The sequence below is a fragment of the Mycobacterium sp. C31M genome, assembly GCF_053345865.1.
Genome location: NZ_JBKFAX010000002.1, coordinates 112,059 through 133,404, shown reverse-complemented (window position 1 = coordinate 133,404; position 21,346 = coordinate 112,059). Strand labels below are relative to the sequence as shown.

21 protein-coding genes and 1 pseudogene are annotated in these 21,346 nt (G+C 67.1%); 15 read left to right on the top strand and 7 right to left on the bottom strand.

Annotation, left to right across the window (positions count from 1 at the left end):
- The first annotated feature begins 43 nt into the window (after positions 1-43).
- Positions 44-886, top strand: a complete 843-nt coding sequence (locus ACLBYA_RS03120) for a hypothetical protein (RefSeq protein WP_447707905.1) — start codon at positions 44-46, stop codon at positions 884-886.
- 67 nt (positions 887-953) lie between these two features.
- Here ACLBYA_RS03120 and ACLBYA_RS03115 read toward each other — a convergent pair whose 3' ends face one another.
- Positions 954-1,556: a TetR/AcrR family transcriptional regulator gene (locus ACLBYA_RS03115; protein WP_447707904.1), complete on the bottom strand. Its 603-nt coding sequence runs from the start codon at positions 1,554-1,556 to the stop codon at positions 954-956.
- Positions 1,557-2,000: 444 nt separating this feature from the next.
- Here ACLBYA_RS03115 and ACLBYA_RS03110 point away from each other — a divergent pair, with 444 nt between their 5' ends.
- The 10 genes from ACLBYA_RS03110 to acs all read left to right on the top strand — a co-directional run bounded on the left by ACLBYA_RS03110 (position 2,001) and on the right by acs (position 13,792).
- Positions 2,001-2,771 (top strand): MlaE family ABC transporter permease, encoded by a 771-nt coding sequence (locus ACLBYA_RS03110; protein WP_447707903.1) that lies wholly within the window; start codon positions 2,001-2,003, stop codon positions 2,769-2,771.
- A gap of 64 nt (positions 2,772-2,835) precedes the next feature.
- Positions 2,836-3,633, top strand: a complete 798-nt coding sequence (locus ACLBYA_RS03105) for an ABC transporter permease (protein ID WP_447708219.1) — start codon at positions 2,836-2,838, stop codon at positions 3,631-3,633.
- A gap of 3 nt (positions 3,634-3,636) precedes the next feature.
- Complete coding sequence (locus tag ACLBYA_RS03100) at positions 3,637-5,073, top strand: MCE family protein (RefSeq protein ID WP_447707902.1); 1,437 nt, start codon at positions 3,637-3,639, stop codon at positions 5,071-5,073.
- A gap of 28 nt (positions 5,074-5,101) precedes the next feature.
- A complete protein-coding gene (locus tag ACLBYA_RS03095; protein ID WP_447707901.1) occupies positions 5,102-6,130 on the top strand; it encodes an MCE family protein in 1,029 nt (342 codons plus the stop codon).
- Positions 6,127-7,443, top strand: coding sequence for an MCE family protein (locus ACLBYA_RS03090; RefSeq protein WP_447708218.1), 1,317 nt, complete (start codon positions 6,127-6,129; stop codon positions 7,441-7,443). Before ACLBYA_RS03095 ends, ACLBYA_RS03090 begins: the two co-directional genes overlap by 4 nt.
- On the top strand, positions 7,440-8,768 hold the full coding sequence (locus ACLBYA_RS03085; RefSeq protein ID WP_447707900.1) for an MCE family protein: 1,329 nt from the start codon (positions 7,440-7,442) through the stop codon (positions 8,766-8,768). The genes ACLBYA_RS03090 and ACLBYA_RS03085 overlap by 4 nt, the downstream gene beginning before the upstream one ends.
- On the top strand, positions 8,765-9,898 hold the full coding sequence (locus ACLBYA_RS03080; RefSeq protein WP_447707899.1) for an MCE family protein: 1,134 nt from the start codon (positions 8,765-8,767) through the stop codon (positions 9,896-9,898). Before ACLBYA_RS03085 ends, ACLBYA_RS03080 begins: the two co-directional genes overlap by 4 nt.
- A 2-nt stretch (positions 9,899-9,900) precedes the next feature.
- The gene (locus ACLBYA_RS03075) at positions 9,901-11,334 is read left to right on the top strand and encodes an MCE family protein (RefSeq protein ID WP_447707898.1); all 1,434 of its coding nucleotides are present in this window, start codon (positions 9,901-9,903) and stop codon (positions 11,332-11,334) included.
- Between the two features lie 21 nt (positions 11,335-11,355).
- Positions 11,356-11,724 carry a hypothetical protein gene (locus tag ACLBYA_RS03070; RefSeq protein WP_447707897.1) on the top strand — a complete coding sequence of 123 codons (369 nt, stop codon included), beginning with the start codon at positions 11,356-11,358 and terminating at the stop codon, positions 11,722-11,724.
- A gap of 112 nt (positions 11,725-11,836) precedes the next feature.
- On the top strand, positions 11,837-13,792 hold the full coding sequence (gene acs / locus ACLBYA_RS03065) for an acetate--CoA ligase (protein WP_447707896.1): 1,956 nt from the start codon (positions 11,837-11,839) through the stop codon (positions 13,790-13,792).
- A gap of 72 nt (positions 13,793-13,864) precedes the next feature.
- On the opposite strand, the gene ACLBYA_RS03060 is transcribed toward acs, so the two are convergent.
- Positions 13,865-14,539 (bottom strand): serine protease, encoded by a 675-nt coding sequence (locus tag ACLBYA_RS03060; protein ID WP_447707895.1) that lies wholly within the window; start codon positions 14,537-14,539, stop codon positions 13,865-13,867.
- Between the two features lie 106 nt (positions 14,540-14,645).
- On the opposite strand from ACLBYA_RS03060, the gene ACLBYA_RS03055 reads away from it, so the two are divergent.
- Positions 14,646-15,146: a phage holin family protein gene (locus tag ACLBYA_RS03055; RefSeq protein ID WP_447707894.1), complete on the top strand. Its 501-nt coding sequence runs from the start codon at positions 14,646-14,648 to the stop codon at positions 15,144-15,146.
- Between the two features lie 10 nt (positions 15,147-15,156).
- A complete protein-coding gene (locus ACLBYA_RS03050) occupies positions 15,157-16,089 on the top strand; it encodes an alpha/beta fold hydrolase (RefSeq protein WP_447707893.1) in 933 nt (310 codons plus the stop codon).
- Here the strand turns inward: ACLBYA_RS03050 and marP are convergent.
- From marP to nth, 4 genes are read right to left on the bottom strand one after another with little or no spacing between them, the layout of a single operon-like run.
- Entirely contained in the window at positions 16,077-17,267 is a 1,191-nt protein-coding gene (gene marP / locus ACLBYA_RS03045; protein ID WP_447707892.1) for an acid resistance serine protease MarP, read from the bottom strand. The two genes, ACLBYA_RS03050 and marP, sit on opposite strands and share 13 nt — an antisense overlap.
- A complete protein-coding gene (locus tag ACLBYA_RS03040) occupies positions 17,264-18,028 on the bottom strand; it encodes an NUDIX hydrolase (protein WP_447707891.1) in 765 nt (254 codons plus the stop codon). The genes marP and ACLBYA_RS03040 overlap by 4 nt, the downstream gene beginning before the upstream one ends.
- Positions 18,021-18,674: a TlpA family protein disulfide reductase gene (locus ACLBYA_RS03035; RefSeq protein ID WP_447707890.1), complete on the bottom strand. Its 654-nt coding sequence runs from the start codon at positions 18,672-18,674 to the stop codon at positions 18,021-18,023. The genes ACLBYA_RS03040 and ACLBYA_RS03035 overlap by 8 nt, the downstream gene beginning before the upstream one ends.
- Complete coding sequence (gene nth, locus ACLBYA_RS03030) at positions 18,671-19,351, bottom strand: endonuclease III (protein ID WP_447708217.1); 681 nt, start codon at positions 19,349-19,351, stop codon at positions 18,671-18,673. The genes ACLBYA_RS03035 and nth overlap by 4 nt, the downstream gene beginning before the upstream one ends.
- A gap of 144 nt (positions 19,352-19,495) precedes the next feature.
- Between nth and ACLBYA_RS03025 the strand changes: the two are divergent.
- Both ACLBYA_RS03025 and crp read left to right on the top strand, forming a co-directional pair.
- Positions 19,496-19,577 (top strand): annotated as a pseudogene (locus ACLBYA_RS03025) (hypothetical protein); the annotation flags it as partial.
- Positions 19,578-19,850: 273 nt separating this feature from the next.
- The gene (crp, locus tag ACLBYA_RS03020; protein WP_019510750.1) at positions 19,851-20,525 is read left to right on the top strand and encodes a cAMP-activated global transcriptional regulator CRP; all 675 of its coding nucleotides are present in this window, start codon (positions 19,851-19,853) and stop codon (positions 20,523-20,525) included.
- Positions 20,526-20,566: 41 nt separating this feature from the next.
- Here crp and ACLBYA_RS03015 read toward each other — a convergent pair whose 3' ends face one another.
- Positions 20,567-21,337, bottom strand: a complete 771-nt coding sequence (locus tag ACLBYA_RS03015; protein ID WP_447707889.1) for an MBL fold metallo-hydrolase — start codon at positions 21,335-21,337, stop codon at positions 20,567-20,569.
- Positions 21,338-21,346: the final 9 nt, after the last annotated feature.

Sequence of the window (21,346 nt, the reverse complement as noted above, 5' to 3'; positions counted from 1 at the left end):
GGGGAGGAGTTTCGAGCATTGTCAGAGGTTTGAGGAGGACGCGATGGGCCGCACACCGATCGAGGTGATGCAGCACGATCTGGATCTGCTGTGGCAGAACATATTCACCTGGCTCAGTTGGGGCATCGTTGCCGTGATGCTCGTCATCGCGATCCAGATGGGGCGCAGGCAACGCACACCCTTCTACGTGATCGCGATCCTCGCGGCCGGTGTTGCCGCGTACGCGGAGCCGCTCTACGACGTGGCGTTCGATCTCTGGTTCTACGACGCCCAGAACGGGGAGCCGGGTGCGGGCTACATGCACTTCTCCGCTTTCGGTGTCGTGCAGCCGATCTGGACCCACAGCGGCTACATCATCCTGTACGCGATGGCTTGCCTGTATGCCGGCCGGCGGATCTACGAGGGCCGTCTCGGCCGGCGTGGCCTGTTCGCCGTGTGGGGCGCGGAAGTGGCCGCATCGTGTCTGTTCGAGGTGATCGGCACCGGCACCAACGTCTACACCTACTACGGGCCCTACGTGCTGCGCATCTGGAACTATCCGGTGGTGATCGGCGTCCTGGAGGGCACGCAGGTGGTGCTGTTCACCGTGGTGGCGGTGCTGGTCTGGCGCACGGTGTCGACCGCATGGGGGCTGCTGAGCCTGTTCGTGGTCTTCCCGATGACCTTCTTCGCGGCCAACTTCGGTATCGGCTGGCCGGTCATCATCGCCATGCACCTGGACCGGCCGGCACCCACCGGCGCGCTGATCTGGGCGGCGACGATCCTCACCATCGGGATATGCGCCTTCGTGGTGTACGGGCTGAGCCGGTTCCTGCCGACGGCGCCGGTCGGTGCCACCGGCCGGCCACTGCGCGTCGATGCGGACCGCCCCGTCACCGTCGCTTGAGCATTGCCCCTCGGTCCTCCACGGCCTCGCGCCGTGGGGGACCGAGTGCATTCTGCGGTCGCCGCGCTCAGTCCGCCCTGACGCCGAGAATCGAGCGGGCAGCGTCGGTGAGCAGGGTCCGCAGCCGATCCTCGGCCAGCCCGCTGTTGTGGAACAGCGGGGACTGCACTGCCCCGATGGCGGCGTGCACGATGGTGCGGGCGTCGGTGTCGGTCAGGTCCGGCCGGAGCTCGTCGACGAGGTGTACCCACTCCTCCAGATACAGACGCTGTTTGCGGCGAAGTCGGCGCTGGTCGTCCTCGGGTAGATTGTTGATCTCGTTGTAGTACACCTGCGCCAGGTGAAGGTCGCCGACCACGAACTCGATCTGGCCGGCTATCAGGCGTTTGAGGGCATCGGCAAGATCGGTGGTGGTCTCCAGTATCCGCCGTTCGTCGTCGAGCAGGTTGTCGATGACGCGGTCGAACAGCGCGACCAGGATGGCCGATTTGCTGTCGAAATGGCGATAGACCCCGGATCCGGTGATACCCGCGGCGGCCCCGATATCGGCGATCGAGACGCCATGAAAGCCCCTGCGGCCGACGAGATCCGCGGCGGCAGCCAGGATCCGGTTCTTTCGCTCCGGATCCCGCGTCCGGACGTGGCCCGCGACGTCATCCGTTGTGTCCATGACGATGGGACGACCTCCTAGTGTGTCGGGATTCATTATGCATCGACATCGAACTGGGCGTTTGATCTTCAAAAGGTGAATCAGGGTGGCGCGACAGTGTCGGTGCGACGTGGGTCACGTGGTTACCCCGTTAGGGGGACGCATCTCATCCCAGATGGAGCCGTTGCTGTGGTGACGTTTGCCATAGATTCCGCTCATGCTTGTGGACCAGGCCGGTGCGGCCGTGCTGACTCCGGTGCGCCGGGGCCGTACACCCGGCCGGTCGAGCGTCGTTATGTCCTTGTTCGACAAAGGCATAACGTCGTTTGCTGTCGGTCATGTCGAAGGCCGGTGGCAGAGGAACGCCGGGTCGAGGTGGGCGGTGGTCGGGCCGGCGTGTAGCGACGAGCCCCTTTGCCGTTTGCCGGTCGTCGGGGTAGCGCGAGCGCTCCCGGGGTGGTGGAGATGACTGCCCTCGGACTCGTCTCCAAACCGGTCGGCGCGCTGGGTGGTTTCTTCGCCATGTCGCTGGACACCCTGGTGGCAGTGTTCACCACTCCGTTCGCGTGGCGTGAATACCTGTTCCAGACCTGGTTCGTGGCCCGCGTGTCGTTGCTGCCCGCGCTGATGCTGACCATTCCCTACACGGTGCTGTTGGTGTTCACCTTCAACATCCTGCTGATCGAATTCGGGGCCGCGGACTTCTCCGGGACCGGAGCGGCCATCGGCACCGTCAGCCAGATCGGGCCGATCGTCACGGTGCTGGTGGTGGCCGGAGCCGGCGCCACCGCCATGTGCGCCGATCTGGGTGCCCGCACCATCCGTGACGAGCTCGATGCGATGCGTGTGATGGGTATCGATCCGATCCAGGCGCTGGTGGTTCCGCGGGTGCTGGCGGCCACGACGGTGGCCCTGGCCCTGGCGGCGACGGTCATCATGGTCGGGCTGGCGGGCGGCTTCGTGTTCGCGGTCTTCGTCCAGCATGTTCCGCCCGGCGCTTTCGTCGCCGGCCTCACCGTGCTGACCGCCGGTGCTGATGTGTTGCTCGCGCTGACCAAGGCCGGGCTGTTCGGGATGGCTGCCGGCCTGATCGCCTGCTACAAGGGCATCTCGGTGGGCGGTGGCCCGGCCGGTGTCGGCAACGCCGTCAACGAGACCGTGGTCTTCACCTTCATGACGCTGTTCGCGATCAACATCGTCGCCACGGCCGTCGGTATCAAAGTCACCATCACGTGAGGCGTGCGCTGTGAGCAGTACTGTCCAACAACGATATCCGCGGGTGGGGCGACTACTGGCCAAGATGGCCGAGTCCTGGAACCAGCTGGGTGTGCAGACTCAGTTCTACGCCCGGACGCTGGCGTCCATCGGTGACGCGGTATTGAACTACCGCACCGAGTTGATCCGGTTGATCGCGACGATGGGGCTAGGTTCGGGGGCTCTGGCGGTGGTCGGCGGGACCGTGGTCATCGTCGGGTTTCTGACGATGACCACCGGCGCGCTGGTTGCGGTGCAGGGTTACAACCAGTTCGCTTCGGTCGGCGTCGAGGCGTTGACGGGATTCGCGTCGGCATTCTTCAACGTCCGGCTCATCGCGCCCGGCACCACGGCAGTCGCCCTGTCGGCGACCATCGGCGCCGGTGCGACGGCGCAGATCGGCGCGATGCGCATCAACGAGGAGATCGACGCCCTCGAGGTCATCGGCATCCGCAGCGTGAGCTACCTCGCGTCGACACGGGTCGTCGCCGGGGTGATCGTGGTGATCCCGCTGTACTGCGTCGCGGTCATCATGTCCTTCCTGGCTTCCCGGGTCGGCACCACCGCCATCTACGGCCAGGGATCGGGTGTGTACGACCACTACTTCAACACATTCCTCAACACCACCGACCTCATCTGGTCGTTCTTCCAGTCCATCGCCATCACGGTGGTGATCATGCTGGTCCACACCTATTACGGATTCACCGCCGCAGGCGGCCCCGCCGGTGTGGGCGACGCGGTCGGGCGAGCGGTGCGCTCGTCGTTGGTGGTCGCGGCCGTCGTCGTGGTGATGATCTCGCTGGCCGTCTACGGCCAGTCCGGCAATTTCCACCTGGCGGGCTGAACCATGGCATCCTCCTCCGCAGACCGGAGCCTGCGCCCCGCATGGTGGGCGCTGATCCTGGTGGTCGCCGTCGCCGTGTTCTTCTTCACCACCTCGGTGCTGTTCGCCGGGACATTCCGGTCCTTCGTCCCGGTGACGGTGACCTCGGATCGGTCGGGCCTGGTGATGGAGACCGGCGCCAAGGTGAAGATGAACGGCGTGCAGGTCGGCCGGGTCGGAGCCATCACCGGTGGCGCCCAGCCTGTTTCGTTGCATCTGGAGATCGAGCCGGATCAGGCCCGACTCATCCCCGCCAATGTCGAGGCACAGATCACGGCGACCACCGCGTTCGGCGCCAAGTACGTGGACCTGATCTTTCCCAGCGATCCCAGCGCGCAGCATCTGGCGGCCGGCGCGGTGCTGACGTCGCGCAACGTCAGCACCGAGGTGAACACGGTGTTCCAGAATCTGGTCGACGTGCTCAAGATGGTGGACCCGGCCAAGCTCAACTCGATCCTGGCCGCGCTCGCCGAGGGGTTCCGCGGACAGGGTGAACGGATGGGTGAGGCCATCACCGGGTTCAACGAGGTACTGGCCGAGATCAACCCGCGCACAGACACCATGGCACGTGACTGGCAGGCCCTCGGTGAGCTGAGCGAGACCTACGGAGCGGCAGCCGGGGACATCCTGACCGTGCTGGAGGCCGGCAGCACCACCGGTGCCACCCTGACGGCGCATCGATCGGAGCTGGATTCGTTGCTGCTCAACCTGATCGGCTTCGGTCGGGCCGGTGTCGATCTGATCGCACCGAACCAGCAGAACCTGATCGAGGCGGTCAACGTGCTGAAGCCGACCACCGATCTGCTGATGAAGTACGAACCCTCCTACACCTGTCTGCTCAACGGATCGACCTGGCTGCTGGACAACGGGCATCGGGATGCGTTCGGCGGCAACGGGCGTACCGCGGTGTTCGACATCGGGATCCTGCTCGGCAACGACCCGTACTCCTACCCGAACCACCTGCCCGTCGTGGGCGCCAAGGGCGGACCCGGCGGCCGACCCGGCTGCGGGTCGCTGCCGGATGCCTCGAAGAACTTCCCCGTGCGGGGTCTGGTGACCGACACCGGCTGGGGTAGGGGAGTCGATGTCCGGCCCAACCCGGGCATCGGATTCCCCGGCTGGGCCAACTACTTCCCGGTCACCCGTGGTGTGCCGGAGCCACCCAGCATCCGCAACCTGTTCGGCGGCCCGGCGGTCGGGCCGGTGCCCTATCCGGGTGCCCCGGCCTATGGTGCCGATCTGTACGCCGATGACGGAACACCGCTGTGGCCGGGGTTGCCGCCGGCCCCGCCGCCGTCGGGTCAGCCGCCGCCGGCACCGGATGCGCTGCCTCCGGGTGCAGAGCCGTTCGTGCCGCCGGTGCCCGGCGTCATGACCCCGACCCCACTGCCACCGCCATGACCGGGCACGCTTCGACGGGAATCGTTCTGTGAGAAAAGAAGTCATCGCCACGCTGATACGGGTCGGTGCATTCCTGATGGTCTGTGCCCTCGGCGTCTTCGCCCTGCTGGCGATCTTCGCCAACCTCCGGTTCGGGGAGGGCAAGAATTACCGGGCCGAGTTCGCCGATATCAGCGGGCTCAAGTCCGGTGACTTCGTCCGCATCGCGGGTGTCGAGGTCGGCCAGGTGGGTGATATCTCGATCAGTCCAGATGCCGTCGTCGTGGTGAACTTCGCCGCCGAGGACTCGGTGGTGCTCACCGAGGGCAGTAGGGCGGTGATCCGCTACGACAACCTGATCGGCGGCCGCTACCTGGAATTGACCGAAGGCGCCGGCGGCACCGCGGCACTGCCCGACGACGCGACGATTCCGCTGGACCGCACCGCACCGGCGCTGGATCTCGACGAGCTGATCGGTGGCTTCCGCCCGCTGTTCAGGGCGCTCGATCCCGAGCAGGTCAATCAGCTCAGCGGCCAGCTCATCCAGGTCTTCCAGGGACAGGGTGCCACGATCAGCTCGTTCCTCACCCAGACCGCCGCGCTGACCGGCACCCTGGCCGACCGCGACGAGCTCATCGGTCAGGTCATCGGAAACCTCGACTCGGTCCTGGGTTCCCTTGGTGGACAGAGCGATCAGTTCGACAAGGCCGTCACCTCACTCTCGGAGCTGGTTGCCGGTCTGGCCGACCGCAGATCCGATATCACCGGGGCCGTCGCCTATGCCGACGCGGCGGCCGGTTCGATCGCGGACCTGCTGACCGAGGCCCGGCCACCCCTGCACAACGTCGTCACCCAGACCGACCGGGTGGCCGGCCTGATCGTCGCCGACCACGAATATCTGGACAACCTGCTCAACACGCTCCCGGACAAGTACCGGCTGCTGGCCAGGCAGGGGATGTACGGCGACTACTTCAGCTTCTACCTGTGCGATCTCGTTCTGAAGCTGAACGGAAAAGGTGGACAACCCGTCTACACCAAGGTTGCGGGGCAGACGACAGGGCGGTGCGCGCCACGATGAAGAGCTTCTCCGAACGTAACCCCGTGACCGTCGGGGCGGTGGGGGTGGCCGTCCTCGCCGGGATCGCGGTTGCGGCGCTGAACTACGACCGATTGCCACTGCTGAACTCCACCACGACCCACACCGCCATCTTCGCCGACGCGGGCGGCCTGGGATCGGGCTCCAGCGTGCGGGTTTCGGGATTCGCGGTGGGCAAGGTCACCGATGTCCGTCTCGACGGGCCGCAGGTTCTGGTGACGTTCACCGTGGACAGCGACATCAGACTCGGAGCCGGCACCGAGGCGGCCATCAAGGTGAAGAGCCTGTTGGGCACCAAGGTGCTCGAGGTGACCCCGCGCGGTGACGGTCAGCTCGACGATGTCATTCCGCTGGCCCGCACCACCTCGCCCTATCAGCTGCCCGATGCGCTGGGCGATCTGGCCACCACCATCAGCGGACTGCAGACCGATCAGCTCTCCGATGCACTGAGCACGGTCGCGCAGACCTTCGCCGACACCCCGCCGGACGTCCGGATCGCCGTGCAGGGCGTCGCGCAGCTGTCGGACACCATCAACCGGCGTGATGTGCAGCTGCGCAACCTGCTGTCCAATGCGCGGAAGGTGACCGCGGTGCTGGCCGACCGGACCGATCAGGTGGTGCAACTGGTCACCGACACGAACGCGTTGCTGGCCGAACTGCGTACCCAGAGCGATGCGCTGGGCGCCATCTCAGGTGAGATCAGCAGGGTCACACAGCAATTGCAGGGTTTCATCGCCGACAACCGCGAACAGTTCCGACCGATGCTGGACAAGTTCAACGGCGCCCTGACCGTCATCGACAACCGCAAGGACCGGGTGCAGCAGGCGATCAAGCTGCTCAACGCCTACGTCCTGTCGTTGGGTGAGTCGGTGGCATCGGGCCCATTCTTCAAGGCCTACATCCCGAACCTGCTGCCCGGACAGTTCGTGCAGCCCTTCGTTGATGCCGCCTTCTCCGACCTGGGCCTGGACCCGAACACGCTGCTGCCGTCGCAGCGCACCGATCCGCCGGTCGGCCAGCCCGGCACACCGGCATTGCCGGTGCCTTACCCGCGCACCGGCCAGGGCGGCGAACCGCGGCTGAACCTGCCGGACGCCATCACCGGCAATCCCGGTGATCCGCGCTACCCCTATCGGGAGCCGCTGCCGGCCCCGCCGCCGGGTGGTCCGCCGCCCGGCCCGCCCGCACCGGCCCCGCCGGGCCTGGAATCGGTGGCCGAACCCACGCCGAAGCCCGTGTACGTGCCGGCACCCGGTGAAGTGGTATCCGATCCCGTTCCGGGGGAGCAGCAATGATCATTTCGAAGATCAAGACCAGTTCGAAGACGAAGATCACAGCACGGGGGGCACTGGCCGCCGGCCTGGTGATCATGATCGTCGCCGCGCTGGTGGTGGTGCTGCGGGTCACCGGCGTGACCGCCAAGACGGTGGTGACCGCGTACTTCGAGAACAGCAACGGTATCTTCGCCGGCGACGACGTCCTGGTGCTGGGCGTGCCGGTGGGCCGGATCGAGAGCATCGAACCGCAGCCACAGACCGTGCGGATCACCTTCTGGTTCGACCCCGAGGTCAAGGTGCCCGCCGATGTGAAGGCGGCGATCATCTCGCCGCAGCTGGTGACCGGACGGGCGATCCAGTTGACTCCTGCCTACACCGGCGGCCCGGTTCTGGAACCCGGTGCCGTGATCCCGCAGGACCGCACGGCCATCCCGGTCTCCTGGGACGACTTCCGGGTCGAGCTGGAGAAGCTCACCGATACCCTGCAGCCCGATCAGCCCGGCGGGGTGAGCGCATTGGGTGCGTTCATCAACACCGCGGCGGAGAATCTGCGCGGCGAGGGCGGCAACATCCGGGACGCCCTGATCAAGTTGTCGCAGACCATCTCCACCCTCGGTGACCACAAGGACGACATCTTCTCGACACTGTCGAACCTGTCGACCCTGGTGGGCGCGCTGCACGACACCACCGACGTGCTGGGCCAGTTGAATCGCAATCTGGCGGGGGCCACTGCGCTGCTGGCCGATGACCCCGACGAGGTCGGTCAGGCGACGGTGGATCTGCGTGCTGCCGCCGCCGAGGTGAAAACCTTCGTGGCAGAGAACCGGGAGGCGCTGGGCACCACTTCCGATGTGGCCGCGTCGATCACCACCGCACTGGTGGGCAGCCTCGACGACATCAAACAGACCCTGCACATCGCCCCGACGACGCTGGCCAATTTCAACAACATCTACGAACCGGCCAACGGTTCACTCACCGGTGCGCTGGCCGTCAACAACTTCGCCGATCCCATCGGATTCATCTGTGGTGCAGTGGAAGCCGCATCCCGGATGGGAGCGCAGAATTCGGCGAAGCTCTGCGCGCAGTACCTGGCGCCGATCGTGAAGAACCGGCAGTTCAACTTTCCGCCGCTCGGGTTCAACCCGTTCGTCGGCACCCAGGCCCGGCCGAACGAGATCACCTACAGCGAGGATTGGATGCGCCCGGACTACATCCCGCCCGCGGCAGAGCCGCAGGCCCCGGCGCAGCCCGACCCGTTGGCGGCCGAAGTCCCCGAGGGTGTGCCCACCGACCCGGGTGCGGGACTGCCGGGATTGATGGTGCACGGGGCGGGGACCCCGTGAGGCCGGGCCGCAGATGCGCCGCGCTGATTCTCACCGCCGCTGCGGCGGTCGGGGTGAGCGGATGTGAATGGCGTGGGCTGAACTCGCTGCCGCTGCCGGGTACCGAGGGCAAGACCGACGGGTCGTTCGTCGTGCAGGCTCAGATGCCGGATGTGACCAACCTGCAACCCAATTCCCGTGTCCGGGTCGGCGATGTCACGGTCGGCACCGTGACCAAGGTCGAACGGCAGGGCTGGCACGCGTTGCTGACGATGCGCCTCAACGGTGAAGTGAACCTACCGGCCAATGCCACCGCCACCATCGGCCAGACCAGCCTGCTCGGATCGCTGCACATCGAGCTGGCGGCGCCGGTGGACGGAGCGCCGCGGGGCCGACTGCACGACGGTTCGCTGATCGAACTGGCGAACTCGGCGGCCTATCCCACGACCGAGCAGACGCTGGCGGCCATCTCGATGGTGCTCAACGGCGGCGGAGTCGGGCAGCTGCAGGACATCACCACGGCGTTCAGCACCGCGCTGCGCGGGCGCGAGCAGGACCTGCGGAGCCTGATCACTCAGTTGGACACCTTCATGGCCAATACCAACGGGCAGACCGAGGTGATCATCGCGGCCACCGAGAAGCTCAACGCGGTGGCGGCGAAGTTCGCCGACCGTAAACCGGTTCTGGACGAGGCGATGCGCACCATTCCCGACGCGCTCGAGCTGCTCAAGGAGCAACGCGGCAACATCGTCGAGGCGTTGGATCAGTTGGGCCGACTCAGCGCGCTGGCCGCCGATTCCGCCATGCAGACCAAGGACGCCCTGGTCGCCGAGCTCAAGAATGTCGGCCCGGTGCTGGAGTCACTGGCCGACGCCGGGCCCAACATGACCCGCTCGCTGTCGATGTTGACCACCTACCCGTTCCCCAACGAGACACTGGAGAACTGGATGCGCGGCGACTACGCGAACATGACCGCGATCGTCGACCTGACGCTCAGTCGCATCGATGCCGGTATCTTCACCGGCACCCGCTGGGAGGGCGACCTGACGGAACTGGAGATGCAATGGGGCCGCACCATCGGACAGTTCCCCAGCCCCTACACCGCGGGTAACCCGCTGGCCATCCCCTACAACTGGAACCAGGGGAGATAGCCGTGCATCTACACAGGCGCAACAAGATTCAGCTGGTCATCTTCACCGTCATCGCGCTGGTGTTCGGCGCGATCATGGTGTTCGGCTACATGAAGCTGCCGGCCAAACTGTTCGATGTCGGGCAGTACACGGTCACCTTGGAGCTCGCCAAGGCCGGCGGTCTGTACCCGACCGCCAACGTCACCTATCGGGGCACCGAGGTCGGCCGGGTGGAATCGGTGGCGCTGCGCCCGGGTGGCGGTGTGGAGGCCGTGATGTCGCTGCGCTCCGGGATCGACATCCCCTCGGATCTGCAGGCCGGGGTGCACAGCCAGTCGGCCATCGGTGAGCAGTACGTGGAGCTGCTGCCGCGCAACGACACCTCATCGCCGTTGCGCGAAGGGGACGTCATCGGAGTCGAGAACACCTTCATCCCACCGGATATCAACAGTCTGCTCGGTGCTGCGAGCGCCGGACTGCAGGCGATTCCCGGTGACAACCTCAAGACCACCATCGACGAGGCCTACCTGGCCGTCGGTGGCCTCGGGCCCGAAATCTCGCGGTTGGTGCGGGGTTCGACGGAGCTGGCGATCGCAGCCCGGGAGAATCTCGGTCCGTTGACCACCCTGATCGACCAGTGGCAGCCTGTCGTCGCCACCCAGACCGACAACGGCGATTCGATTCAGGCCTGGGCGTCGAACCTGGCCACCGTCACCACGCAGCTCAAGGAGCAGGATGCGGCGGTGGAGGGACTGCTCACCGATGGTGGCCCGGCCGCCGACGAGGTGCGGGCGCTGATCGAGCGGCTGCAGCCGACACTGCCCGTACTGCTGGCCAACCTCGTGAGTACCGGGCAGGTGGCGCTGACCTACCAGGACAGCATCGAGCAACTGCTGGTGTTGCTACCTCAGGGCATCGCCTCGCTACAGGGGATCAACCTGGCGAATCTGGGCACCGACCAGGACTACAAGGGTGTCTATCTGAGCTTCAACACCAACATCAACCTCCCGCCGGTATGTACCACCGGGTTCCTTCCGGCCCAGCAGCGCCGGGTGCCGACCTTCGAGGACTATCCGAACCGGCCCGAGGGTGACCTGTACTGCCGCACACCACAGGACGCCGCATTCAACGTTCGTGGCGCCCGTAATCTGCCGTGCGAGACGGTGCCGGGCAAACGGGCACCGACGGTGAAGCTGTGTGAGAGCGACGAGGTCTACGTCCCGCTCAACGACGGTTACAACTGGAAGGGTGACCCGAACGCGACGCTGTCGGGACAGGCCATCCCGCAGCTGCCGCCGGAGACACCGTCGCCACCGCTGGCGGTGGCCCAATACGACCCGGCCACCGGGGTTTACGTCGGACCTGACGGCAAGGTCTACGCCCAGAGCGACCTCGCCCAGAACGGTTCCGCGGAACGGACCTGGCAGTCGATGCTGACGCCACCGGGCGTCAACTGAGTTCCGGGGCAACCGAAGACGATGGATCACATCGACGAGATCGAGTTCGCGCACCGGCTCCTCGACGTGTCGCGGGGCTTCTTGGACGAGAGTTCGGGTGCCACCTTCGCGCTGAGAATCGGGGCCGGCCAACAACGACGGGTGATACACGAACTGCTCGCCGCGCTGGTGGGCAGCGATACGGCGCTGCACCCTGCGCTCGCCGGCGCACTGTGGGCGTGGATGAACAGGCTGGTGGGCACCGGCGCCGAGGCCGAGGTGCGCGGGGTGGCCACCCGGATCAGGTTGAGCGGCGGGCACGGGCACATCGGGTCGACACCGTGGGCAGGCGGCGATGCCAACCCAGTTCGAGGGAGACAACTCATCTCTTTGGAGGGTGCCGGGGCGTGACGACTGCGCCATGCTGGATGTCGTATGACCCGACATATGCTGTTCTGCAGTGATATTCGGGGCAAGTCCGGCACGCACCGAAAGAGACCGTCGAGGATATGAGAACCACACCGTGACCGTCGGCGTTCCGTCCGGCTATCCCCCGCCCGCCGAGTTCGTGGCCAATGCCAATGCGACGGCGGCTCTCTACGACGCGGCCGAGGCCGACCGGTTGGCGTTCTGGGCCACCCAGGCCAACCGGCTGTCCTGGGACACCCCGTTCGGGGAGGTGCTGGACTGGTCTGCGGCGCCGTTCGCGAAGTGGTTTGTCGGCGGCAGGCTCAACGTCGCCTACAACTGTGTGGATCGCCACGTCGAGGCCGGCAACGGCGACCGGGTGGCCATCCACTGGGAAGGTGAGCCGGTCGGGGATGCCCGCGACATCACCTACGCCGAACTCAAGGACGAGGTGTCCCGGGCGGCCAACACCCTGACCGAACTCGGGCTGAGCGCCGGTGACCGGGTCGCCATCTACATGCCGATGATCCCCGAGGCCATCATCGCGATGCTGGCGTGTGCCCGCCTGGGAGCCATGCACTCGGTGGTGTTCGCCGGCTTCTCCGCCAGCGCCTTGAAGGCCCGGATCGAGGACGCCGCAGCCAAACTCGTCATCACCTCCGACGGCCAGTTCCGCCGCGGCAAGGCCGCCCCCCTCAAGGCCGGTGTCGACGAAGCACTCGACGGACTCGGTGCCGACAGTCCCGTCGAACACGTGCTGGTGGTGCGCCGCACCGGAATCGACACCGCGATGACCGAGGGCCGTGACCTGTGGTGGGACCAGACGGTGGAAAAGGCACACACCACTCACATTCCGGTGGCCTTCGATTCCGAGCAGCCGCTGTTCCTGCTCTACACCTCGGGCACCACCGGCAAGCCCAAGGGCATCGTGCACACCTCCGGTGGCTACCTGACCCAGGCCTCCTACACCCATTACAATGTCTTCGATCTCAAGCCCGAGACCGATGTGTACTGGTGCACCGCCGATATCGGCTGGGTCACCGGGCACACCTACATCGTGTACGGGCCGCTGTCCAACGGCGCCACCCAGGTGGTCTACGAGGGCACCCCGGCCTCCCCCGATGAGCACCGGCATTTCCAGGTCATCGAAAAGTACGGGGTCACCATCTACTACACCGCGCCGACGGTGGTTCGCACCTTCATGAAGTGGGGCCGCGAACTGGCCTTCGAACACGACCTGTCCAGCATCCGGCTGCTCGGCTCGGTCGGCGAACCGATCAACCCCGAAGCCTGGCGCTGGTACCGGCTGGTGTTCGGCGCCGACGCCACCCCGATCGTGGACACCTGGTGGCAGACCGAAACCGGCGCGGTGATGATCTCCCCACTGCCCGGGGTCACACACTGCAAACCCGGCTCGGCGATGACCGCGCTGCCCGGCATCTCGGCCAAGATCGTCGACGATGACGGTAACGACCTCGCACCCGCCCGCGACGGCGCCGAACCCGTCACCGGATATCTGGTGCTGGACAAGCCGTGGCCGTCGATGCTGCGCGGCATCTGGGGTGACGACGAACGTTTCAAGGAAACCTACTGGTCCCGGTTCGCCGAGCAGGGCTGGTACTTCGCCGGTGACGGCGCCCGCTACGGCAGCGACGGCGAAATCTGGGTGCTGGGACGCATCGACGACGTCATGAACGTCTCCGGGCACCGCATCTCCACCGCCGAAGTCGAATCCGCCCTCGTCGGACACGCCGGGGTCGCCGAGGCCGCCGTCGTCGGCGCCACCGATGAGCAGACCGGCCAGGGCATCTGCGCCTTCGTCATCCTCAAGAGCCACGCCGCCCAGATCAGCCACGAACAGATGGTCGACGAACTACGCGCCGAAGTCTCCAAAGAAATCTCCCCCATCGCCAAACCCCGCGAAATCCACGTCGTCCCCGAACTGCCCAAGACCCGCAGCGGCAAGATCATGCGCCGACTGCTGCGCGATGTGGCCGAAGGCCGCGAACTCGGCGACACCTCAACCCTGGTCGACCCCAGCGTCTTCGAAGCGATCCGCGCCAGTAAGTAACCGAAGGCTCGGCGGGCTGGGGGCACCTCCCGCTTGCGGGGGAGAGCGCAGCGACCCGGGGAACAGCTCAGCTCAGGCGACCGGTACGAAGCCGGCGCCTGGCCGATTCTTGGTTGCGATATCGGCGAGCACCGTCGTCATCGACACGGTGACCGCCGGGGTGTGCAGCGGGATGTACTGCAGCGTGCACGTCGGCAGGTCCTCGCTGAAGGCACCGTGGATCATGCCGACCAGCCGACTGTTGACGGTGACCGGTGCCCCCGAGTCGCCGGGCTGCCCACACACCTGATTGAGGATGGTGCCCGGATCCTGGCCGGGCCCCCAGGTGACCCCGCAGGAATAGCCGGTGGTGCGGCCGAGCTTGCAGGCCACCTCACCGAAGGCCGGATCGGGGCCGAGCCCGAAGATGGAGAATCCGTCGACCGTGTTGACCGGTGCCACACGCTGCGGGTCGAATTCGATGACGGCGTAGTCCAGGCCGTCGTTACCGGCCACCATCACCCCGAGCGTGCCCGCCGTCGGGACGCCCTCCGCGGCCACCACGGCCCCCGGTCCACCGCAGTGCGCCGAGGTGAATCCGATCAGCTTGCCTGCGGAATCGTTACCGATCGCGGTGAGCGTGCAGAACGCATGTCCGTCGATCACGATGCCCGAACCGCCACCCAATGGGACCTTGCCGTCGGCGTGCGCCACCGGGCTCGCGCACACTGCAAGCGGGGCCAACACCGCGAGCGAAGCGATTCGCATCATGGACTGCCAGCGGTGTCTCAACGTCTCCCCGTTCATTTGTCTGCCCGCCATTCTATGTCGGCCGCACAGCCGCGCTGAGTCTCGACATGGCAACATAGCCAGCATGAGCACCAGCGACCGCAAGAACGGCGTGCCGGCCACTGTGACTTCGATTCCGCTCGTCGATCCGCACGCCCCCAAGGCTGACCCGTCGATCGGGAATCTGGTCAAGGATGCGACCGCGCAGGTCTCGACGCTGGTCCGGGCCGAGGTCGAGCTGGCCAAGGCCGAGATCACCCGCGACGTCAAGAAGGGGCTGACCGGCAGCCTGTTCTTCATCGCGGCCCTCGTGGTGCTGTTCTATTCGACGTTCTTCCTGTTCTTCTTCATCGCCGAGCTGCTGGACACCTGGCTGTGGCGGTGGGCGGCGTTCCTGATCGTCTTCGGCATCATGGTGCTGGTCACCATAGGGCTGGCATTACTCGGCTATCTCAAGGTGCGACGCATCCGGGGTCCGCAGCAGACCATCGAGTCGGTGAAGGAAACCAAGGAGGCACTGACGCCGGGCCACGACCGTGCACCCGAGCTGCCGCGCCCCGCGGCCGCCGACCCGTCGGGCTGGTAGCCCCAGCCCCATGCAGCCCCGGCCGGACCCGTCGGTGGTGCGCATCGACGGGCCGTGGCGGCATCTGCAGGTTCACGCCAACGGCATTCGCTTCCATGTTGTCGAGGCCGGTGACCCGAACGGGCCCCTGGTCATCCTGCTGCACGGTTTCGGCTCGTTCTGGTGGTCGTGGCGACACCAGCTCCGGGCACCGAGTGACGCACGGGTGGTCGCGGTCGATCTGCGTGGCTACGGCGACAGCGACAAACCACCCCGCGGCTACGACGGCTGGACGCTGGCCGGTGATACCGCCGGGCTGGTGCGCGCGCTGGGCCACAATTCGGCCACGCTGATCGGGCATGCCGACGGCGGCCTGGTGTGCTGGGCGAGCGCACTGCTGCACCCGCGGGCGGTCGACGCCGTGGCACTGGTCAGCTCGCCGCATCCGGTTGCACTGCGCGCCTCGGTACTGGGCAACTCCGCACAACGCCGGGCACTGCTGCCGTGGCTGCTGCGCTATCAGCTGCCGATCTGGCCGGAACGCCGGCTGACCCGGCACAACGCCGTCGAACTCGAACGGGTGGTGCGGGCCCGCGCCGGTGACCACTGGGTGGCCTCGGAGGATTTCGCCGCCACGATGCGACATCTGCGCACCGCGATCCAGATCCCGGGTGCGGCGCACTCGACGCTGGAGTATCAGCGCTGGGCCGTGCGCAGTCAGGCGCGTGCCGAGGGGCGCCGCTTCATGCATTCGATGTCGCGGCCGGTCACCATCCCGCTGTTGCATCTGCACGGGTCGGCCGACCCGTACGTGCTGGCCGACCCGGTACGCCGGTCGGTACCGTTCGCACCGGGCGGACGGTACGAAACCATCGCCGACGCAGGGCATTTCGCCCACGAAGAGGCACCCGGCCCGGTAAACGCGGCGCTGCAGCGCTTTCTCGGCGAGGTCTACCCGGGCTGACCGATGCACACCCCGGTGGGCACCGGGGCGGTGTTGCCGATCTGCATCCGCTGCGGCAGCACCTCTTCGGCGGTCAGCACGAATCCGGTGTCGGCATCGTCGACCGCGGCGCCGAACACCACGCCGAGCACCTTGCCGTCCTTGTCGACCATCGGACCGCCCGAATTACCTTGTTTGACAGTGCCTCTGATCGTGTAGACGGTGCGGTTGACGGTGGTCGAGTTGTAGATGTCGGGACCGTTGAGCTCGATGGTCTCGCGCACCCGCGCCGGGGTGGCGGTGAAGTCGCCGCCGCCGGGATAGCCCATCACGATGGCATCGGTGGTCGGCTCGGCCTCGGGGTCGTGGAAAACCAAGGGCACCGACGGCAGTTCGGGTACCGCGAGGATGGAGATGTCCATATTCGGGTCGTAGGACACCACGGTCGCGTCATAGGACTGCCCATTGACCTCGACGGTGACGGTCTCGGCGCCGGCGACCACGTGCGCGTTGGACATCACCCGGTTCGGAGCGATGACGAAGCCGCTGCCCTCCAACACCTTCTGACAGCTGGGCGCGACACCGCGGATCTTGACCACGCTGCCCCGGGTGGCCTCGACGACCGGGGAGGCCGCCAGCGCCACGTCGGGGGCGTCGACCGCGACCACCGGGGTGCGACTGAACGGTTCCAGCACCGCGGGCAGGCCCGAGGTGTCCAGCAGCGCGGCCAACCGGGCCGGCACCCGCTTGAGCCACTCCGGTGCCAGATTGTCGACCTCGCTGAGCACCTTGGAGCCGCGCACCGCACCGGCCAGCGTCGGCTGACTGGTCAGCGGCGAGGCCAGCAACCAGGCTGCGATCAGCACGGTCAACAGCTGCAGACCCGACCCGATCAGAGAGTCGACGAAGCGCAGACCGGTGTTGCGCAGTGCCCCACGCACCGCCCGGCCCAGCACCACACCGGCGATCTCGCCGATCACCACCAACGCCAGGATGAGGAACAGCGTGGCGAACAGCTTGGTGCGCGGCCCGTCGATGTTGCCGACCAGGTGCGGTGCCAACAGCACACCGGCCACCGCGCCCAGGACGACACCGACGAAGGACAGCAGCGAGCCCAGCGCGCCGGAACGCCAACCGGAGACCGCGGCCACGAAGGCGACGGCGAGGATCCCGAGATCGAGCCACTGTGACGGAGTCATTGTTGGGCTTCACCGTACTGGCTGGACGGGCCGACCAGCGCCATTGCCTGCTCCAGTTCGCGCACGTCGCCGGTGTCCCATGGTTGTGCCCAGCCCGCGACGTCGAGCAGCGCCGAGATCACCTGCCCGGTGAATCCCCACACCAACATCTGGTTGAGCAGGAACGCCGGTCCGGCGAAGCGGCTGGTGTTGGCCTGCCGGTACACCATCAACCGGTTCTCCGGATTGATGAACGCGCGCAGCGGCACCCGCGCCACGATGGCTGCCTCCGCCGGGTCCACGACACCGACCGGGCCCGGATCCGGGGAGTACGCCAGCACCGGCACGACGTGAAAACCGGTCGGCGGGATGAACATCCGGTCCAGGACCGCCAGCGGGGTCAGCCGGTCGGTGTCCACCCCGGTCTCCTCGCGCGCTTCGCGTAGCGCGGTCGAGACCGGACCGTCGTCCTCGGGATCGGACACTCCACCGGGGAACGCGGCCTGGCCGGAGTGGTTGCGCAGCGAGGACGCGCGGACGGTGACCAGCAGGTCGGTCTCCGGCGGTGGCGCGCCCGGTTCGCCCTCGGCGGGGCCGGAGAACAGCACCAGGACGGCGGCATCGCGCTTGGTGCCCGCCCGGGTGGCATCGGCATTGGCGGCGCTGATGGCGGCCAGGACGTCGGCCGGGACCCGGGTGCGGTAGGCGGTGGGCACCGCGGCGACATTGTCGACCAGCGGGCGCAGCCAGGTCGGCGCAGCCTCGGGAGCGACGTTATCCAACCGGCACTCCTATCAACGGGTTCACCGCCGCGGCAATCTCATCGGCATCGGTGAACGGTCGCGGCAGGATCTCGGCCACGCTACCGTCCGCACGCAGCACCACCGTCGCAGGCATCACGTTGGGCACCTTCAGCGCCGCGGCGATCAGCCGACGGCCGTCCTGCAGGGTGGGCAGGCGCACCCCCAGCTCGGCCAGCCGCAGCAGCCCCGCGCTCTCGTTCTCGTCTTGATGCACCGTCAGCACGGTGATCTGAGAACCCATCCGGCGCTGGTATTCGACGAGTGCAGGCAGTTCGTCGGCACATGGGCCGCACCAATAGGCCCACAGGTTGAGCAGCACCGGCCTGCCCGCAACGGCGGCGGCTACATCGACCGAAGTGCCGTCACCCGCACACTCGAGGGTGATGCCCTGCAGCGACTGCGGACCACCGCTCGCGGGTGCCGGGCACGGCGGCAGGTCGGCACGGGCCCGCGGTCCTTCCAGCGCCTCCGGGGTGTCGGCAGGCCGGTGGTCGCGCGCCGCCGGCGTCTGCGGGCCGGTATCGACGGGCCCGGCCGGATCGACACCGATCTCCCGCCACAACGCATATCCCAGCGCGACGAACACGATCAGGACCGCGACGGTCCAGCGGGCCGCGCGGGTCACAGTCCGGCCAGCGCCAGCAGATGCTCGGTTTCGGGCCCCTTCACCAGAGCGGCGGCGGTCGCCTTGTCGGTCGGGCCGGCACCGTAGGACGGACAGTCCTTGGCCAGCACGCACACCCCGCACGCGGGCCGGCGAGCGTGGCACACACGCCGCCCGTGGAAGATCACCCGGTGGCTCAGCAGGGTCCACTCCCGCCGCTCGATGAGCTCCCCGACGATGTGCTCGACCTTCACCGGGTCCTCTTCGTCGGTCCACTGCCAGCGTCGCACCAACCGGCCGAAGTGGGTGTCCACCGTGATGCCCGGGACGCCGAAGGCGTTGCCCAGCACCACATTGGCGGTCTTGCGGCCGATCCCGGGCAGGGTGACCAGGTCTTTCAACGTGTTGGGTACCTCGCCGTCGAAGCGGGCCTCCAGCTCGGTCCCCAGGTTGATCAGCGAGTTGGTCTTGTTCCGGTAGAAGCCGGTCGGGCGGATCATCTCCTCCAGCTCGGTGCGGTCGGCCTGGGCGTAATCCAGTGCGGTGCGGTAGCGCGCGAACAACGCCGGGGTGGTGAGGTTGACGCGTTTGTCGGTGCACTGCGCGGACAGGATGGTGGCCACCGTCAGTTCCAGCGGGTTGGTGAAGTCCAGTTCGCAGTACACGTGCGGGAACGCCACCGCCAGCGTCCGATTCATCCGGCGTGCGCGCCGGACCAGGCCCAGCTGGGTCTCCGTGCGGGCTTTCACCCGAATCAGCGTACTGAGGTGGTCGAACAGCCCGGTGCCGACCGGTGGCAAACCGTGATCACGCTGAGATGTTCGGCGTGTTTACTCATCCGTGTGTCGTGGTTGCTGGTCGCGTTCATCCCTGGGTTGCTCATGTTGGCGACCTTCGGGCTGGAGCGACTGGAAGCCGGCCTGGATCCGGACCGCTCGACCGAGGGCCGCAAGGACGCCAAGCCCGCCCCGCGCACGGTCCGGACCGTCGATTCGCGCGATGTCGAATTCGCCGGGCTGCCGACCCGCCCGGTGACGCCCGCCCGGGGCAATCCGCAGTTTCGGGCGACCCGCCAGGCCAATCGTGTGTAGCGTTGGCACGTCGTCGGCATGCCAACCACTAGACTGAATTCGCCAACGAGCTGGGCGGTTGGCCTGTGCGTGTCATGTAAATGAATTTGAGCTTAAGAGGGGCAACGTGGACGAGATCCTGGCCAGGGCCGGAATCTTCCAAGGAGTAGAACCCACCGCGGTTGCTGCGCTGACCAAACAGCTGCAGCCCGTCGACTTTCCGCGTGGACACACGGTGTTCGCCGAGGGCGAGCCCGGTGACCGGCTCTACATCATCACGTCCGGCAAGGTGAAGATCGGCCGGCGCTCCCCCGACGGCCGGGAGAACCTGCTGACGATCATGGGACCGTCGGACATGTTCGGTGAGCTCTCCATCTTCGACCCGGGTCCGCGTACCTCCAGCGCCACCACCATCACCGAGGTGCGCGCGGTGTCCATGGACCGCGAAGCGCTGCGCGCCTGGATCGCCGACCGCCCCGAGATCGCCGAGCAGCTGCTGCGCGTGTTGGCCCGTCGTCTGCGGCGCACCAACAACAACCTCGCCGACCTGATCTTCACCGACGTCCCCGGTCGTGTCGCCAAGCAGCTGCTGCAGCTGGCTCAGCGCTTCGGCACCCAGGAAGGTGGCGCGCTGCGCGTCACGCACGACCTGACCCAGGAAGAGATCGCCCAGCTGGTCGGCGCCTCCCGCGAGACCGTGAACAAGGCCCTGGCCGACTTCGCCCACCGCGGCTGGATCCGGCTGGAGGGTAAGAGCGTGCTGATCAGCGACTCCGAGCGACTGGCACGCCGCGCCCGCTAGCTTGCGTGAGCAGACGTAAAAGTGTCTGCTCACGGGGGGGTTCAGGCCCGCAGGTAATCCAGCTGGGCCTGGGTCGACTTCTCTGCCGCGGGCCACAGCTTCTTGTCGACGTCGGTGTAGACATGTTCGACGATCTGCCGGGCCGTGGCGTCCTCACCCAGTTCGCGCAACGCCGCGCGCACCTGATCGAGTCGCTGCTCGCGGTGGGCCAGGTACTCGGTCGCGATCTGCGAGAGATCGGCCAGATCCGGCCCGTGCCCGGGCAGCACCCGGCGCTGGCCCAGACCTTGCAGCCGACGCAGCGACTCCAGATAGGCCGCCAAGCTGCCGTCCTCGTCATCGATGACCGTGGTTCCGCGGCCGAGCACCGTGTCCGCGGTCAGCACAGCGTCATCAACCAGGAACGACAGCGAGTCGGCGGTATGGCCCGGGGTGGCCAGCACCTTGATCCGCAGCCCGGCGGCGTCGATCACCTCACCGTCGGTCAGTGGCCCGCCGAGGCCGCGCAGGAATCCGCTGCCCACCGCGCGCACCACGGCACCCGTCCGGTCGACGAGTTTGTCGATACCGTCGGTGTGGTCGCCGTGTTTGTGGCTGATCAGGACCAGACCGATCTTGCCGAGCGCAGCGATCCGGTCGATGTGCGCCTCGTCGTCGGGTCCCGGGTCGACGATGACCATCTCGTCGCTGTCCGGTCCGCGCAGCACCCAGGTGTTGGTGCCGTCGAGCGTCATGATGCCCGGGTTGTCGCACAGCAGCACCGAGGCTGTCGGGGTGACCGGCCTCAGCTCGCCGTACGCGGGGTGCTCCATCTAGGAAAC

Excerpts from the sequence above, each read along its gene's own strand:
- ACLBYA_RS03120 (WP_447707905.1), top strand. The coding sequence starts at position 44 with ATGGGCCGCACACCGATCGAGGTGATGCAGCACGATCTGGATCTGCTG.
- ACLBYA_RS03115 (WP_447707904.1), bottom strand. The coding sequence starts at position 1,556 with ATGGACACAACGGATGACGTCGCGGGCCACGTCCGGACGCGGGATCCG.
- ACLBYA_RS03110 (WP_447707903.1), top strand. The coding sequence starts at position 2,001 with ATGACTGCCCTCGGACTCGTCTCCAAACCGGTCGGCGCGCTGGGTGGT.
- ACLBYA_RS03105 (WP_447708219.1), top strand. The coding sequence starts at position 2,836 with ATGGCCGAGTCCTGGAACCAGCTGGGTGTGCAGACTCAGTTCTACGCC.
- ACLBYA_RS03100 (WP_447707902.1), top strand. The coding sequence starts at position 3,637 with ATGGCATCCTCCTCCGCAGACCGGAGCCTGCGCCCCGCATGGTGGGCG.
- ACLBYA_RS03090 (WP_447708218.1), top strand. The coding sequence starts at position 6,127 with ATGAAGAGCTTCTCCGAACGTAACCCCGTGACCGTCGGGGCGGTGGGG.
- ACLBYA_RS03085 (WP_447707900.1), top strand. The coding sequence starts at position 7,440 with ATGATCATTTCGAAGATCAAGACCAGTTCGAAGACGAAGATCACAGCA.
- ACLBYA_RS03070 (WP_447707897.1), top strand. The coding sequence starts at position 11,356 with ATGGATCACATCGACGAGATCGAGTTCGCGCACCGGCTCCTCGACGTG.
- ACLBYA_RS03060 (WP_447707895.1), bottom strand. The coding sequence starts at position 14,539 with ATGCGAATCGCTTCGCTCGCGGTGTTGGCCCCGCTTGCAGTGTGCGCG.
- ACLBYA_RS03055 (WP_447707894.1), top strand. The coding sequence starts at position 14,646 with ATGAGCACCAGCGACCGCAAGAACGGCGTGCCGGCCACTGTGACTTCG.
- ACLBYA_RS03050 (WP_447707893.1), top strand. The coding sequence starts at position 15,157 with ATGCAGCCCCGGCCGGACCCGTCGGTGGTGCGCATCGACGGGCCGTGG.
- marP (WP_447707892.1), bottom strand. The coding sequence starts at position 17,267 with ATGACTCCGTCACAGTGGCTCGATCTCGGGATCCTCGCCGTCGCCTTC.
- nth (WP_447708217.1), bottom strand. The coding sequence starts at position 19,351 with ATGAATCGGACGCTGGCGGTGGCGTTCCCGCACGTGTACTGCGAACTG.
- ACLBYA_RS03015 (WP_447707889.1), bottom strand. The coding sequence starts at position 21,337 with ATGGAGCACCCCGCGTACGGCGAGCTGAGGCCGGTCACCCCGACAGCC.